This is a genomic window from Paraburkholderia hospita, from assembly GCF_002902965.1.
Taxonomy (GTDB): Bacteria; Pseudomonadota; Gammaproteobacteria; order Burkholderiales; family Burkholderiaceae; genus Paraburkholderia; species Paraburkholderia hospita.
This window is the reverse complement of the sequence record NZ_CP026105.1, coordinates 1-16201: the sequence shown is the minus strand read 5'-3', so window position 1 is coordinate 16201 and position 16201 is coordinate 1. Positions and strand designations below refer to the sequence as shown.

Here is a 16201-nt window from a genome sequence, read left to right as displayed (position 1 = left end):
GGGCAATCCCGCCGCCATGAAAAGGAGTGATGCCTTCGTCTTCCGCTTATTCGTCTGACGTTTTACTCGCAAAAGGCGAAGGCAAGGCTCACTCGTCCATCAAACGCACTTTCACCTTCTTGCCTTTAACCTTGCCCGCACTGAGTTTGCGCAACGCATCACGGGCGATGCCGCGCTCGACGGCGACATAAGTCGAAAACTCCGTCACATTGATCTTGCCGATCTGCGTACCGTTGAAACCGGCTTCGCCCGTCAGCGCGCCCAGCACATCGCCGGGACGGATCTTTTCCTTGCGGCCGCCGAGAATCTGCAGCGTCTCCATGGGCGGCAGCAGCGGCTCGTTGCTCGCCGCCTTCAGCTCGGCCAGCGGATGCCATTCGACATCGCGCCCTTGCGCCTCTTCGACACCGCCCACGCGTCCCATCTCGTTCATGCTCGCGAGGCTCAGCGCCCAGCCCTCCTGATCCGCGCGACCCGTGCGGCCGATCCGGTGCACGTGTACTTCCGGGTCCGGCGTCACGTCGACGTTGATCACAGCTTCGAGTTGCGCGATGTCGAGACCGCGCGCGGCGACGTCGGTTGCGACGAGCACGGAGCAACTGCGATTCGCAAACTGGATCAGCACCTGATCGCGCTCACGCTGATCGAGCTCTCCATGCAGTGCGAGCGCGTGGAAACCTTGTGCGCGCAAGACGTCGAGCAGATCGCGGCACTGGTTCTTCGTGTTGCAGAACGCGATCGTGCTCACGGGACGGTAGTGATTCAGCAACAGACCGACGGCATGCAGACGCTCGTCTTCCGTCACTTCGTAGAAGCGCTGGCGGATCTTGCTGTCGTCGTGCCGTTCTTCGAGCTTGACGTCCTTCGGATTGCGCAAGAACTGCTGGCTCAGCTTCGCGATGCCCTCGGGGTACGTCGCAGAGAACAGTAGCGTCTGCCGCTCTTTCGGACATTGACGCGCGACCTTCGCGATATCGTCGAAGAAACCCATGTCGAGCATGCGGTCCGCTTCGTCGAGCACGAGCGTGTTGAGCCCGTCGAGCGACAGGCTGCCGCGCTCCAGGTGGTCCATGATGCGCCCCGGCGTGCCGACGACGATATGCGCGCCATGCTCGAGACTGGCTGTTTGCGGACGCATCGGCGTGCCGCCGCACAGCGTCAGCACCTTGATGTTCTCTTCGGCGCGCGCGAGGCGCCGGATTTCCTGCGTCACCTGATCGGCGAGTTCGCGCGTCGGGCACAGCACCATCGCTTGCACCGCGTAGCTGCGCGCGTCGAGCCGCGCCAGCAATGCGAGCGAAAACGCTGCGGTCTTGCCGCTGCCCGTTTTCGCCTGCGCGATCAGATCCTGGCCGGAAAGCGCGATCGGCAAGCTGGCGGCCTGAATGGGCGTCATCTCGACGTAGCCGAGTTGCGTGAGATTCGCGAGTACCGCTTCGGAAAGCGGCAGTTCGCTGAAGGGACGAGCCTTTGTTGTCATGTCGATGTCGATATTGGCTTAGTTGTACGGGCGACCTTCGATCTGCTCGTAGACGATCGTGCCGTCGTCGGCGTCGAATCGCTCGACATAGTTGCGCGCGCCGCACATCGGGCAGCGAAACAGCAAACCTTGCCCTTCGTTCTTGATGACGACGTCGGACAGTTCCCACTGCGCGCCGCAGCTCTGGTTGATGCAAGTAAACACGGTGATCTCCAGCTTGAGTCATCCGCGCGACGTCTTCGTGCGCGCAGAGGCCTTTTGATAATAGGTTTACCTGTATGTATACGTAGTAACAGTTAACAAGCGAACTGCTTTTCTGTGGATAACACAGGTTTACCGAAACGAATCAGCGTTTTGCCGGACGCATAACCGCATGTGGTCATTGTGCGTACCGGATGAAGTTCGACGAACAACTTTTTCCGCTCGTGCGCGAGCGTCGAGTTACCCCGTTTACGTCCACATCGATTCCACACGAGTTCCGCCCCGCTGTCCTTCCGGTTATCCACAGGTCGCTGTGGACACCTTCAGACAGGCCGGTGCGCGTGTCGTTTCGTCGATGAGGATGGTGGGTCGGGCGGCGAGACAGGGCCGCGCATGCCGCAATTCTAGCGGATGCGCAAAAGCGGCCAGCCGATGAGGCGTTAGTGAGCCAGCAACGCGCTGGCCGGAGAGTGGACGGTTTTCAGCGTTTCAGAGGGACGCACGCCGAAAAGCTTGCGATAGTCGGTGGCGAACTGGCTCAGATGCCAGAAGCCCCACGCAGCCGCGACGTCCTGCACTGTGCGCTCGCCGGGCGCCGCGCCGCACAGGTCACGGCGCGCGCCGTTCAGGCGGATCGCGCGCAGATAGTTCGCGGGCGCAAGGCCCAGCACGTCCTGAAAGCAGTATTGCAGCGTGCGGCGGCTGACGTGCAGATGCTCGCACAGTTCCGGCACGCCGATGGGACGGTCGCGATTCGCGAGCACGTACTCGCGCGCCTCGGAAACGATCCACTGCCTGCGCGGACGCGCAGGAATTGCAACGGGTTCAAGCGACGCCGTCGCGCACAGATCGAACAGCGAAGAAAGCACCGACGCTTGCAGATTGTGCCGCGCGCGATCCGACAGCGCGGCGTTGGCCGCGTCGTCGAGCATGCCGGCGAGGAGCGCGCAGAAGCGCGCCTTGTTTTGCGTATCGATGGGAATGATGCCTGTGTGCGCAGCCTGGCCGATCGCGGCCCGGTCGATCAGATCGGCGTGCTCGACGAATTCCGCGTGCCGATGCAGCACCTCGCCGCGCACGACCACGCCGAAGATCGCGTAGCCGCCGGGCGTCAACAGTTCGAACTCGACGCCGCCGCGCTGGAAGGCGAGCGAGTCACCGCCGATCGGTTGCGGGCCAATGCGGCCGACACGTTGATCGTCGGCGGGAATGCCGAACCAGTAGGCGTCGGGCGGCACCTCGCAGGTCTGCCGCAGCGTCTGGCTGGTCGTCTCGCAGAACACGTGCATGTCGTCGAGGTGCAGGCCCGTCAACCTCCCGACGAAGCTGCCCGCCGTGAGCTGGTCGTAGGTCTGCGTCCAGCCGTGAAGATTGCGCGCCTGCTCATCGGCGTCGTGTGCGACGCTCGTTTCGAATCGGCAGGCAGTCGCTCGCGGCAACGGAGAAGAAAGATCGGTCGTCATATGGGGCGTCGATGATGAACATGCACCTGCATGTGACATTGAACTAACGAGCGCAAAGCGACGCAAGTCCCATGCCGATCGGATCACCACACAGTGCGCCGGTGTAGCACCCCGCCCTGTTCATTCGGTGAACACTCGCGTTTCGAACTGCTCATGGATGCAACGTCATCCAGATGCTCACCCGCGCTCAAAAAACGACGTGCCTCGCGACAGTGCTGCGTGCACCGGCATTGTCCAAGCTCGCACGCACGTTGGCACGCTTCTGGCGATAAGCACACGCGGCAGCGGAATAGCGCCAAGCCGGGTGATATATCCAATCGAATACATCGACGTCCGATCATGTGAGGAGCACACAGATGAATCACGCAGAGATGAAGTTTCTGACAACCGAGTTCCCGTTCAAGAAGCAGTACGCGAATTTCATCGGCGGTGAATGGGTCAAGCCGGTTGGCGGCGAGTACTTCGACAACATCTCGCCGATTACGGGCGAACCGTTCACGTCGATTCCGCGTTCGCGCGAAGCCGACATCGAACTCGCGCTGGACGCCGCGCATCGCGCGAAGGCGGCCTGGGGCAAGACATCGACCACCGAGCGCGCGAACATCCTCAACAAGATCGCCGACCGCATGGAGGCAAACCTGCAGCGCCTCGCCGTCGCGGAGACGATCGACAATGGCAAGCCGCTGCGCGAAACGATGGCGGCGGACATTCCCCTCGCAATCGATCACTTCCGCTATTTCGCGGGCACCGTGCGCGCGCAGGAAGGCGGCATTTCGGAGATCGATCACGACACGGTCGCGTATCACTTCCATGAGCCGCTCGGCGTGGTCGGTCAGATCATTCCGTGGAACTTCCCGATCCTGATGGCGACATGGAAGCTCGCGCCCGCGCTCGCAGCAGGCAATTGCGTCGTGCTGAAGCCCGCTGAACAGACACCCGCTTCGATCCTCGTGCTGCTCGAACTGATTCAGGATCTGCTGCCGGCGGGCGTGCTGAACGTCGTCAATGGTTTCGGTCTCGAAGCGGGCAAGCCGCTCGCGTCGAACAAGCGCATCGCGAAGATTGCCTTCACAGGCGAAACGACGACAGGCCGCCTGATCATGCAGTACGCGAGCCAGAACATCATTCCCGTGACGCTGGAGCTCGGCGGCAAGAGCCCGAATATCTTCTTCGCCGACGTGCTCGACAAGGACGACAGCTTCTTCGACAAGGCGCTCGAAGGCTTCGCGATGTTCGCGCTGAATCAGGGCGAAGTCTGCACCTGCCCGTCGCGCGTGCTGGTCGAAGAATCGATTTACGACCGCTTCATGGAGCGCGCGGTGAAGCGCGTCGCGGCCATCCAGCAGGGACACCCGCTCGACTCGAAGACGATGATCGGCGCACAGGCTTCGCGGGAGCAACTGGAAAAGATCCTGTCGTACATCGATCTCGGCAAGCAGGAAGGCGCGCAATGCCTGATCGGCGGCGAGCAGAACAAGCTCGACGGCGAACTCTCGAAGGGCTATTACGTGAAGCCGACCGTGTTCCGCGGTCACAACAAGATGCGCATCTTCCAGGAAGAAATCTTCGGACCGGTCGTTTCCGTCACGACGTTCAAGAACGAAGAAGAAGCGCTGGAGATCGCCAATGACACGCTGTATGGCCTCGGCGCCGGCGTCTGGACGCGCGACGGCACGCGCGCCTATCGCTTCGGCCGCGAGATCCAAGCGGGCCGCGTGTGGACGAATTGCTACCACGCGTACCCGGCGCATGCGGCGTTCGGCGGCTACAAGCAGTCGGGCATCGGACGCGAGAATCACAAGATGATGCTCGATCACTATCAGCAAACGAAGAATCTGCTGGTCAGCTATAGCGACAAACCGTTGGGCTTCTTCTGAGCGTAGTGCTCCTGTTGGGCGGATCGCGCGATGCGGTTCGCCCTTTTTTCCCAGCGGATCAAGCCAAAAGAGGAAGCGCGATGAGCGAAGATGGCGTTGCGCGTGTCGTGGCAACGGATGCGGCGGTCAAGCTGATTCAGCAGTTGAGCGCCGAGCACGGCCCGATTATTTTTCATCAGTCGGGCGGATGTTGCGACGGCAGCGCGCCGATGTGCTTTCCGTCGAATGAATTCATGGTCGGCGGATCGGATGTGAGGCTCGGCGAGATTGCAGGCGTACCGTTCTACATGAGCGAATCGCAATTCGAGTACTGGCAGCACACGCAGTTGATCATCGATGCCGTGCCGGGCAACGGCGGCATGTTTTCACTGGAGCGGCCGACGGGTCTGCGGTTCTTGACGCGCTCGCGCCTGTTCGACGATGAAGAGAGTGCGTGGCTCGAAAAGCATCCGGTGAGCAAAGCCGACGCTGTTTGATGTCGATGTTTCGAGTGCCCAAACGCTGCGTGCGTCTGGGCACTTTTCTATTTCTTCGAGGCGTCAGGAATAGCGGACGCAGCTTCTTCAGCGTGAAGCAGCGCGTCGCTGTCGTCCTTCAAGCCGACGCCCGTCAACCCCAGACGACGCGCATGCGTCAGCAGATAGTGCAGCTTGTGCGCCGCGGCTTCGTAATCGAGTCCTTCCGGCCGCACATTTGAAATGCAATTGCGCTGCGCGTCGCTGCACCCCACTTTCGGCGCGTACGTCAGATAGATGCCGAGGCTATCCGGCGAACTCAGCCCCGGCCTTTCGCCGATCAACATCACGACGAGCTTCGTCTTCAACAACTCGCCGATCTCATCGCCCAACGCGACACGCGATTGACGCGCGACCACGACAGGTCCGATCTTCCAGTCGGTGAGACGCTTCGTGATCGCTTGCAGGAACGGAATCGATTGTTTCGACGCGGCGAATGCAGATAGTCCATCGGCGATGACGAACACAACATCGGGCGCATCATTGGTCGCCGCCTGGCTTAGCGCGTCGCGGCTCTCATCGGACAGGCGTCGCCCCATATCCGGACGCCGCAAGTAATGCGCGCGATCCGGCGCGGCGCTATGTACGTCGAGCGACGTGAAGCCGTGCGCGCGCAATTGTTCATGCAAGACATCAGCATCGAGCGGATGATGCACGGCATCGCGCGCCTGCGCATGCGAGACATTGAACGCGAGCAGCGGCGCGGTCGGCAGACTGTTGCCCGCGCGGCCCAATGCGATGCGCGCATTCGTGAACGCACGCAGCGCCTGCCACGCATTCTTTTCGATCGAATCGCTCATGCGATGCCCATCCATTCGCTCGCGCCTTCGAGCAACGGCTGACGCGTCGGCGCATTGAGCAGCGCACCGCGCGGATCGGTGATCTGCATCGACTCCAGCCATTCTTCGAACTCGGGCGCGCGGCGCAAACCCAGCACGTCGCGCACATACAGCGCGTCATGGAACGACGTGCTCTGGTAGTTCAGCATCACGTCATCCGCGCCGGGAATGCCCATGATGAAGTTGATGCCCGCCACGCCAAGCAGCGTCAGCAGATTGTCCATGTCGTCCTGATCGGCTTCCGCGTGATTCGTGTAGCAGATGTCGCAGCCCATCGGCACGCCGAGCAGCTTGCCGCAGAAGTGATCTTCGAGGCCCGCGCGCGTGATCTGCTTGCCGTCGTACAGATATTCGGGGCCGATAAATCCGACTACGGTATTCACCAGAAACGGATTGAACTGACGCGCGACGGCGTATGCGCGCACCTCGCAGGTCTGCTGATCGACGCCATGATGTGCGTCCGCCGAGAGTGCACTGCCCTGCCCCGTCTCGAAGTACATCACGTTGTTGCCGACCGTGCCGCGCTTGAGCGACAACGCCGCTTCATACGCTTCCTGCAACAGCGCAAGCGAGATGCCGAAACCCGCATTCGCTTTCTCGGTGCCTGCGATCGACTGGAACACGAGATCGACGGGTGCACCCTTTTCTATCGCCGCAATCGTGTTGGTGACGTGCGTGAGCACGCATGATTGCGTCGGCACCTGATAGCGCGTGCGGAAGTCGTCGATCATCATGAGCAGCTTCGTGATCGCCGAAAGACTGTCGGACGCAGGATTAATGCCGACCATCGCATCGCCGCAACCGTACATCAAGCCGTCGATCATCGATGCAGCGATGCCCTTCACGTCATCCGTCGGATGATTCGGCTGCAGACGCACCGACATGTGACCCGGCAAGCCGACCGTGTTGCGAAAGCGCGTGACGACGGGCCGCTTGCGCGCCGCGAGGATCAGATCCTGATTGCGCATCAGCTTCGACACGGCCGCAACCATCTCGGGCGTGAGCCCTTTCGTGATGCGCGTGAGCGCGGCCGTATCCGTCGAACTCGAGAGCAGCCAGTTGCGAAACTCGCCCACCGTCAGATGCGAAATCTCGGCGAACGCTTCGGGCGAATGCGTATCGACGACGAGGCGCGTGACTTCGTCGCTCTCGTAAGGAACCAGCGCTTCGTTGAGGAACGTGCGCAGCGGCACGTCCGCGAGCGCCATCTTCGCGGCGACGCGCTCTTCCTCGCTGGCCGCCGCGATGCCGGCGAGCTGGTCTCCGGAACGCAGCGGGCTCGCCTTCGCCATTAGCGTCTTCAGATCGGCAAAACGGTACGTGCGGCTGCCGATTGTCTCCGTGTAGCTCATGTCGTGTACTCCATCGCCGCAGCTACTGCGCGGCTTGTTGCAGGTACGCCAGTGCTTCTACAGCGTGGTCATTCTTCGAGCAATGCATCGGCGGGCGCTACTTCGCGTTGATGACGCGTCATCAGGAAGTAGCCGTAGCCGAGTGCGATGAACGCGGCGAACACCAGCGCGACGAGCAGGTTGAAGTAGATCATCGTCGCCAGCGAAATCACCGCGGCCACCAGCGCGAACGCCGGGAAGTACGGAAACAGCGGCGCGCGGAACGGGCGCTCCATGTCCGGGTCGCTGCGGCGCAGCTTGAAGAGCGAAAGCATGCTGATGATGTACATCACGATAGCGCCAAATACCGACATCGTCACGATGTTCGCTGTCAGCGTCTGGCCGCCAAACTGGATCAGCTCGTCGCTATAGATCGCGGCAATGCCAACCACGCCGCCCGCGAGAATCGCGCGATGCGGGGTCTTGAAGCGCGGATGCACTTTCGACAGCCATTCGGGCAGGTAGCCCGCGCGCGCCAGCGCGAAGATTTGCCGCGAGTAGCCAAGGATGATGCCGTGGAACGACGCGACGAGGCCGAACAGTCCCAGCCAGACCAGCATATGCATCCAGCCGCTGTTTTCACCGACGATGTATTTCATCGCTTGCGGCAGCGGGTCATTGATGTTGGAGAGCTTGGTCCAGTCGCCCGCCGCGCCCGCGAACACCATCACGCCGATGGCCAGCACGACGAGGGTCAGGATGCCCGCCACGTAGGCGATCGGGATGGAGCGCTTCGGGTTTTTCGCTTCTTCGGCGGCCATCGCGACGCCTTCGATCGCGAGGAAAAACCAGATCGCGAACGGAATCGCGGCGAACATGCCGTGGAACGAGCCCATGCTGAACGTGTCGGCGCCGGCCCAGCCGCCCTTTGTGAAGTTCGACCACTGGAAGCCCGGCGACACGACGCCCATGAACACGAGCAGCTCGAAGATGGCGAGCAGCGTCACGCACAACTCGAACGCCGCCGCGATCTGCACGCCGACGATATTCAGCGCCATGAACACCAGATACGCGCCCATCGCCGCGTGCTTCGGTTCGAGGCCGGGGAACTGCACATGCAGATACGCGCCGATCGCGAGCGCGATCGCGGGTGGCGCAAACACGAACTCGACGAGCGTCGCGGCGCCCGCGATGTAGCCGCCCGTCGGGCCGAACGCGTGACGCGCATAGGCGAACGGGCCGCCCGCGTGCGGAATCGACGTGGTGAGTTCGGTGAAGCTGAAAATGAATGTCGTGTACATCGCGGCAATGAACAGCGCGGTGATCACGAAACCGAGCGTGCCGGCGCTCGCCCAGCCGTAGCTCCAGCCAAAATACTCGCCGGAGATCACGAGGCCGACGGCGATGCCCCAAAGCTGCCAGGTGCCGAGCGTCTGCTTCAGTTCGTGATGCGTAACGGCGCCTTTGTGCTGGGTTGTCGACTCTGATTTCATCTGAGGCTCCCTTTTGTTGAAGTTGCCGGCTGATCGGCCCGCGTGGTGGGCCCACGGAGCGGTCCTTTTGGCGGTGGCATCTGGCGATGGTAGGAAGCCATTAATCGAGGTGTTATCGAAAATCGGCAAAAGTTAGCTTGGGTTGTTTTATTTTGTTTTGTTGAGTCCCGGTTAAGTCGATGCTGAATATGCGCGACGATTGACGGGCAGCAGCAGCGAAAAATCCGCAGGATTTGGTAAATCGCCGCGTGCTATCGTGTTTTCATCGATCCTTTTCCAATGCTTGCCATGAACGATATCGGCCATCGCGCGCGCTACGCCGCACGGCTCGCTCGCGTGCTCGACCATATCTACGATCACCTCGACGAGCCGCTCGATATCGACCGGCTTGCCGGGATTGCGTGTCTGTCGCCGTATCACTGGCACCGGATCTATCAGGCCATGTACGGCGAAACGGTCGCGACGACCGTGCGCCGGTTGCGTTTGCATCGCGCGGCCGGCTATCTCGCGAATGGGTCGATGCCGATTGCCGAGATCGCCGAGCGGTCCGGCTATAGCAGTTTGCAGTCGTTCACGCGGACGTTCAGCGCCGTCTTCGGCATGCCGCCCGCGCTGTATCGGAAGGCCGGGACGCATAGCCGGTTCCGGCCGTCTCTAGCGGATTCAGGAGGGTGCGAAATGACGATGAGAGATGTGGTGATACGCGATATCGAGGGCTTCGACGTGCTGAGCGTCGATCACGTCGGGCCGTATATGCAGATCGGCAAGGCGTTCGATACGCTGATGGGATGGCTGGCTTCCCGTGGCCTGCTGTCGAACGAGATGCGGATGATCGGCATTTACTACGATGATCCGACAGCGGTCGCCGAGGGTGAGTTGCGGTCGAAGGCGGGCGTGTGGCTGCCGCGTGCCGTCGATGTCTCGGGTGATGGGCTGGTAAGCGTCACGTCGATCGCGGGCGGCAGGTACGCGGTGTTGCGGCATAAGGGGCCTTACGCGGATATGGCGTCGGCTTATCAGTGGCTTTACGGCGAGTGGCTGGTCAATTCGGAACATGAGGCCGCCGACGCGCCGGTGTTCGAGGAGTATTTGAATAATCCTAAGGAGACCGCGCCGGCGAATTTGCTGACGGATATCTGCTTGCCGGTGGTTTAGGAATGGTTCGTGCTCGATTCCGATGTTCTGATGCTGTCGGATGTGGGAGAGCATGAAGCGGTATCGGGATTTGAGCGGCCAGTCGGGTGTCGTTGCTTACGAGGTATCGGATGACGCGATCACCGTGAAGTTTCGCGACGGTGACGTGTATCTGTACGACTATGCGACGACGGGACGGCGGGAAGTCGAGGAGATGAAGCGGCTGGCCGTCGCAGGGCAAGGTTTGTCGACTTTTATCTCGCGGGTCGTGAAGGATCGGTATGCGCGCAAATGGTCTTGAGAATTCTTAGGCGATAAAAAAACCCCAACCAGTGACGGTTGGAGTTTTTGTTAGTGCTTAGCTGATTTGGCTCGGGACGCTTACTCAAACGTCGATATTCCCCGCCCGCAACGCATTGCTCTCGATAAACGCGCGACGCGGCTCGACTTCATCGCCCATCAGCGTCGTAAAGATCCCATCCGCCGCGATCGCATCTTCGATCTGCACGCGCAGCAAGCGACGTACGCTCGGATCCATCGTCGTTTCCCAGAGCTGTCCAGGATTCATCTCACCGAGACCCTTATAGCGCTGCTTCGAAACGTTCCGCTCGGCATCGGCGATCAGCCATTTCATCGCGCTCTTGAAGTCGCCGACAGCCATGCTCCGCTCGCCGCGCTTGATGACAGCGCCCTCGCCGATCAGCCCCTTGAACGTGTTCGCCGTGTTCACGAGTTGCTGATAGTCCGCCGTGAGCTGGAACTCTTCGTCGATGACCGAGACCTTCACGTTGCCGTGATGACGACGCTCGACGCGCAGCGAACGCAGTTCGCGCACCGGGTCGTACATCGGGATCACGTTGACCTCGGGCTTGAGCGGATCGTCGCGCAGCTTGGCCTGGAGCGCGCCGGCCGAAGTTTGCGTCGACTGCTCGCTCGACAGATCGATCGTCACGCCATCCATTACCGCGCCGAGCGCCGCTTCGTCGTACAACCGGCTCAGACGATCCACGACTCCCTGCGCCAGCAGATAGGAACGAGCCAGCTCGCCCAGCGCATCGCCCGCAATCGGCGTCCCGCCTTCCGACGGCATCAGTTCAGACCCGTTCAGAGCCAGACGCAGCATATGCGCGTTCAACTCCGCGGTGTCCTTAAGATAACGCTCGTCCTTGCCCGCCTTCACCTTGTACAGCGGCGGTTGCGCGATATAGATATAGCCGCGCTCGATCATCTCTGGCATCTGACGGTAGAAGAACGTCAGCAGCAGCGTACGGATGTGCGCACCGTCGACGTCCGCGTCGGTCATGATGATGATGCGGTGATAGCGCAGCTTGTCGAGGTTGTAGTCTTCCTTGCCGATGCCGCAGCCCAGCGCCGTAATCAGCGTGACGATCTGTTCCGACGACAGCAGCTTGTCGTAACGCGCCTTCTCGACATTCAGCACCTTGCCGCGCAGCGGCAGAATGGCCTGGAATTTTCGGTCGCGGCCCTGCTTTGCCGAGCCACCTGCCGAATCGCCCTCGACGATGTAAATCTCAGACTTCGCAGGATCTTTCTCCTGGCAGTCTGCCAGCTTGCCCGGCAATCCGACGCCGTCCAGCACGCCCTTGCGTCGCGTCATTTCACGCGCCTTGCGCGCTGCGTCGCGAGCACGCGCGGCATCGACGATCTTGCCGCAAATGATCTTCGCGTCGTTCGGCGTTTCCAGCAGGAACTCTTCGAGGGCCTTCGCGACCACTTCTTCGACAGGCGCGCGCACTTCCGACGACACCAGCTTGTCCTTCGTCTGCGAACTGAACTTCGGCTCGGGCACCTTCACCGACAGCACACACGACAGCCCTTCGCGCATGTCGTCGCCCGACGTTTCGACCTTCGCCTTCTTTGCGATTTCGTGGTCGACGATGTACTTGTTGATCACGCGCGTCATGGCCGCGCGCAGACCCGTCAAATGGCTACCGCCGTCGCGCTGCGGAATGTTGTTCGTGAAGGTCAGTACGTTCTCGTTGTAGCTGTCGTTCCACTGCATCGCCACTTCGACGCCCACGCCGTCCTTCTCGCCGACGATATGGAAAATGGTCGGATGCAGCACGGTCTTCGTCTTGTTGATGTACTCGACGAAGCCCTTCACGCCGCCGACAAACGCGAAATCGTCTTCCTTGCCCGAACGCTGATCGGTGAGACGAATCCGCACGCCGTTGTTCAGGAACGAGAGTTCGCGAATACGCTTCGCGAGAATGTCGTAGTGATATTCGACGTTGCCGAAAATTTCCAGATCGGCCATGAAGTGCACTTCGGTGCCACGGTTTTCCGTATCGCCGACAACAGCGATCGGCGACAGGCGTTCGCCGTCCACTTCTTCGATCACGCGGTTTTGCGGCACGCCACGGTGGAACTCCATGAAGTGCTTCTTGCCGTCACGACGCACGGTCAGGCGCAGCCACGACGACAGCGCGTTCACGCACGACACGCCCACGCCGTGCAGGCCGCCCGACACCTTGTAGCTGTTCTGGTCGAACTTGCCGCCCGCGTGCAACTCGGTCATGACGATTTCAGCGGCGCTGCGCTTCGGATCGTGCTTGTCGTCGCGCTTGATGCCCGTCGGGATGCCGCGGCCGTTGTCGGTCACGGAAATCGAGTTGTCGGCGTGGATGATGACCTGAATGTCGTCGCAATGACCGGCGAGTGCCTCGTCGATCGAATTGTCGAGCACCTCGAACACGAGGTGATGCAGACCGGTCCCGTCCGACGTATCGCCGATGTACATACCCGGTCGCTTGCGCACGGCCTCCAGACCTTCGAGGATCTGAATGGACGAGGCGCCGTAGCTGTTATCGGGTTGCGAATTGTTCGTTTCAGTCATGGATTTCTTCCGGATCTGCGTTACTGCTTCGTTACTGCTCGGAGCTTTTCAAAACACCATAAAAACACCAAAGGGGCGCTGCGCCCCTTGGTGTGTTCTTCGTGTTGGACGCGTCAGATGCGCATCGGCATCACCACGTATTTGAACTCGTCGTTCTCGGGAATCGTGATCAGCGCGCTCGAACTCGCGTCGCCGAGGCTGATTTCCAGCAGGTCAACCTTCAGGTTCGCGAGCACGTCGAGCAGGTACGTGACGTTGAAACCGATGTCGATGCTGTCGCCCTGGTAAGGGATTTCGAGTTCTTCCTGGGCTTCTTCCTGGTCCGCGTTAGTAGACATGATCTTCAGCTGGCCCGGCTCGACAATGCAGCGCACGCCCTTGAACTTGTCCGAGGTCAGAATGGCCGCGCGTTGCAGCGAACGTTGCAGCTCTTCGCGGCCGATCACGAACGTGTTCTTGTGCGACTTCGGAATCACGCGCTGGAAGTCGGGGAACTTGCCTTCGACCAGCTTCGACACCAGCTCGACGCCGCCGAACGTGAACTTGACCTGAGTGGGCGCGATGTCGATCTTGAGGACATCGTCGATGTCTTCGAGCAGACGTTGCAGTTCGAGAATCGTCTTACGCGGGATGATGACTTCCTGGCGCGCGAACGAGCCTTCGATCTTCATCGACGAAAACGCGAGGCGGTGACCGTCCGTCGCGACAGCCATCAATTGATCGCCATCGACCACCAGCAGCATGCCATTCAGGTAGTAACGGATGTCCTGCTGCGCCATCGCGAAGTGGACCATGCCGAGCAACTGGCGGAACGTCTTTTGGGGAACCGCGAGGTTTGCGCCAAAGTCTTTAGCTTGAGCGACGGTCGGGAACTCATCGGCCGCCAGCGTCTGCAAGGCGAAACGGCTTTTGCCGGACTGGACCGTCAGGCGTTTGTCGTTCAGAGTCAGCGTGACTTGCCCGTCGGGCATCGCGCGCAGAATGTCGAGCAGCTTGCGTGCCGCTACCGTCGTGGCCACCGAGTCACCGCCGACGCCGAAGTCGGCACGCGTGGTGATTTGTAGTTCGAGGTCGGTGGACAGGAACGAGACGTCCGGGCCGTTCTTGGTAATCAGCAAATTGGCGAGGATCGGCAACGTATGACGGCGTTCGACAATGCCGCTCACGGTTTGCAGCGGCCTGAGGAGGTTATCGCGTTCGGTCTTGACCAGTTGCATAGAGTTCCTTCGTTGATGTGACGGCCTGCGCGCCTTGCCCGGCAGTATTGAAGCGCGCGGCCCCGGCCCCCCGCCGGCGCGGTACTGCGCCAGTCACGGCAAGTGAATCCCGTCCGCATTTGCCGGACGGTTAAACCTGTATTGTGCCTGAAAATGGAAGCACTTCCCTAAATTGGGGGTGGCTTGCGCAATAAACAGATCGAATTTTCCGACCAGTTCGAGGAAATCTTCGATCTGATCCGGCCCTCTAACCTCGCCTCAACCCTTCAGCGTCTGCTCCAGCACGTGAAGCTCGTGATTGAGCTGCGCGTCCTTGCCGCGTTCGTCGGCAATCTTGCGCACCGCGTGCAGCACTGTGGTGTGGTCGCGCCCGCCGAACAGCTCGCCGATTTCCGGCAGGCTCTTCTGCGTCAGCTCCTTGGCCAGGTACATCGCAATCTGGCGCGGACGCGCGATATTGGCCGGGCGCTTCTTCGAATACATGTCGGCGACCTTGATGCTGTAGAAGTCGGCGACCGTTTTCTGGATGTTTTCCACCGAAATCTGCCGGTTCTGCACCGTCAACAGGTCTTTCAGCGCTTCCTTGGTCAGCTCGATCGTGATTTCGCGGCCGTGAAACTTCGAGTACGCGAGAATCTTGCGCAGCGCGCCTTCCAGTTCGCGAACGTTCGAGCGCAGATGCTTCGCAACGAAAAACGCGACATCCTCGTTCAGATTCACGCCTTCCGATTGCGCCTTGCGCATCAGAATCGCGACGCGCATCTCAAGCTCGGGCGGTTCGATTGCGACGGTCAGGCCGGAATCGAAACGCGAGATCAGACGGTCGTCGATGCCTGAGATTTCCTTCGGATAGGTATCGCTGGTGATGATCACCTGCGCCTTGTTCGCAACCAGCGCTTCGAACGCGTAGAAGAATTCTTCCTGCGTACGGGATTTGCCCGAGAAGAACTGAATATCGTCGATCAGCAGCAGGTCGAGCGAATGGTAGTAGCGCTTGAAGTCGTCGAATGCCTTGCGTTGGTATGCCTTCACGACATCGGACACGTACTGTTCCGCATGGATGTAGCGGATGCGCGCGCCCGCTTTGTCCATCAGCAGCTGGTTGCCGATCGCGTGAATCAGGTGGGTCTTGCCAAGGCCCACGCCGCCGTACAGAAACAGCGGGTTGTACGAGATGCCGGGATTGTCGGCGACCTGGATCGCGGCCGCGCGCGCCAGTTGATTCGCCTTGCCGGTCACGAAATTGTCGAAGGTGAGCACGGGGTTCAGCTTCGAACGCTCGTACATCGAGTCGCTTTCGCCGTTCGCGGCCGCGCCTGGACGCCACGTGCGGCGCGCGGCCGCGGCTTCGTTCGCGTCGAGGCTGGGGAGATCGAGGTCGGCGGCATCGTCGGTCAGTTGCGCGGCGTGCGTGTGCGCGCCGAGGCCCGCGCGCGTCGCGTGAGCCGCCTGTACGGCGCCGACTGCAGCGTCGACGGCTGCGGCGGCACTGCGCGCGCCCACCGACGATGGCCGCGACGGCGCGGCAGGCGCCGAACGCACGCCGGCTTTGGGATCGAGTACGAACTGGACGTCGACGGGTGAATGCCAGAAGTCACGCGCGAGATCGGTGATGCGGCCGGAAAACTGGCTCTTGACCCAATCCAGCTTGAAACGGTTCGGCGCTGCAATGCTCAGGGTATTCGCATCGGCGTCGAAGGCGACCGGGGCCAACGGTTTGATCCACGTCACGTACTGCTGGGGCGTCAATTCACGCTCCAGCAATGCGGAACAGTGTTGCCAGAATTCGTTCAT

13 protein-coding genes are annotated in these 16201 nt (G+C 61.0%); 4 read left to right on the top strand and 9 right to left on the bottom strand.

The window, feature by feature from the left end; all coding sequences use genetic code 11:
* Positions 1–88 precede the first annotated feature (88 nt).
* From dbpA to C2L64_RS00060, 3 genes are all read right to left on the bottom strand, one after another.
* Positions 89–1480, bottom strand: coding sequence for an ATP-dependent RNA helicase DbpA (dbpA, locus tag C2L64_RS00070; protein ID WP_090834803.1), 1392 nt, complete (start codon positions 1478–1480; stop codon positions 89–91).
* Positions 1481–1498: 18 nt separating this feature from the next.
* Positions 1499–1684, bottom strand: coding sequence for a hypothetical protein (locus C2L64_RS00065; RefSeq protein ID WP_007581925.1), 186 nt, complete (start codon positions 1682–1684; stop codon positions 1499–1501).
* A 437-nt stretch (positions 1685–2121) separates the two neighbouring features.
* Positions 2122–3144 carry a helix-turn-helix domain-containing protein gene (locus C2L64_RS00060; protein ID WP_090834799.1) on the bottom strand — a complete coding sequence of 341 codons (1023 nt, stop codon included), beginning with the start codon at positions 3142–3144 and terminating at the stop codon, positions 2122–2124.
* 356 nt (positions 3145–3500) lie between these two features.
* Here C2L64_RS00060 and adh point away from each other — a divergent pair, with 356 nt between their 5' ends.
* Together adh and C2L64_RS00050 are read left to right on the top strand one after the other, a co-directional pair.
* Positions 3501–5021, top strand: coding sequence for an aldehyde dehydrogenase (gene adh / locus C2L64_RS00055; protein ID WP_007581923.1), 1521 nt, complete (start codon positions 3501–3503; stop codon positions 5019–5021).
* 80 nt (positions 5022–5101) lie between these two features.
* A complete protein-coding gene (locus C2L64_RS00050) occupies positions 5102–5497 on the top strand; it encodes a DUF779 domain-containing protein (protein ID WP_090834797.1) in 396 nt (131 codons plus the stop codon).
* Positions 5498–5544: 47 nt separating this feature from the next.
* Here the strand turns inward: C2L64_RS00050 and eutC are convergent, their stop codons facing one another.
* The 3 genes from eutC to eat all read right to left on the bottom strand — a co-directional run bounded on the left by eutC (position 5545) and on the right by eat (position 9199).
* A complete protein-coding gene (gene eutC / locus C2L64_RS00045) occupies positions 5545–6336 on the bottom strand; it encodes an ethanolamine ammonia-lyase subunit EutC (RefSeq protein WP_090834794.1) in 792 nt (263 codons plus the stop codon).
* A complete protein-coding gene (locus C2L64_RS00040) occupies positions 6333–7727 on the bottom strand; it encodes an ethanolamine ammonia-lyase subunit EutB (protein ID WP_007581920.1) in 1395 nt (464 codons plus the stop codon). Before C2L64_RS00040 ends, eutC begins: the two co-directional genes overlap by 4 nt.
* A gap of 68 nt (positions 7728–7795) precedes the next feature.
* Positions 7796–9199, bottom strand: coding sequence for an ethanolamine permease (gene eat / locus C2L64_RS00035; protein WP_007581919.1), 1404 nt, complete (start codon positions 9197–9199; stop codon positions 7796–7798).
* Between the two features lie 279 nt (positions 9200–9478).
* On the opposite strand from eat, the gene C2L64_RS00030 reads away from it, so the two are divergent.
* Entirely contained in the window at positions 9479–10354 is an 876-nt protein-coding gene (locus C2L64_RS00030) for an AraC family transcriptional regulator (protein WP_208525944.1), read from the top strand.
* Between the two features lie 52 nt (positions 10355–10406).
* Positions 10407–10634 (top strand): hypothetical protein, encoded by a 228-nt coding sequence (locus tag C2L64_RS00025; protein WP_079489282.1) that lies wholly within the window; start codon positions 10407–10409, stop codon positions 10632–10634.
* Positions 10635–10718: 84 nt separating this feature from the next.
* Here C2L64_RS00025 and gyrB read toward each other — a convergent pair whose 3' ends face one another.
* From gyrB to dnaA, 3 genes are all read right to left on the bottom strand, one after another.
* Positions 10719–13190 carry a DNA topoisomerase (ATP-hydrolyzing) subunit B gene (gyrB, locus tag C2L64_RS00020; RefSeq protein WP_007581914.1) on the bottom strand — a complete coding sequence of 824 codons (2472 nt, stop codon included), beginning with the start codon at positions 13188–13190 and terminating at the stop codon, positions 10719–10721.
* Positions 13191–13303: 113 nt separating this feature from the next.
* Complete coding sequence (gene dnaN / locus C2L64_RS00010; protein ID WP_007581912.1) at positions 13304–14407, bottom strand: DNA polymerase III subunit beta; 1104 nt, start codon at positions 14405–14407, stop codon at positions 13304–13306.
* A gap of 258 nt (positions 14408–14665) precedes the next feature.
* The gene (gene dnaA, locus C2L64_RS00005) at positions 14666–16201 is read right to left on the bottom strand and encodes a chromosomal replication initiator protein DnaA (RefSeq protein WP_007581910.1); all 1536 of its coding nucleotides are present in this window, start codon (positions 16199–16201) and stop codon (positions 14666–14668) included.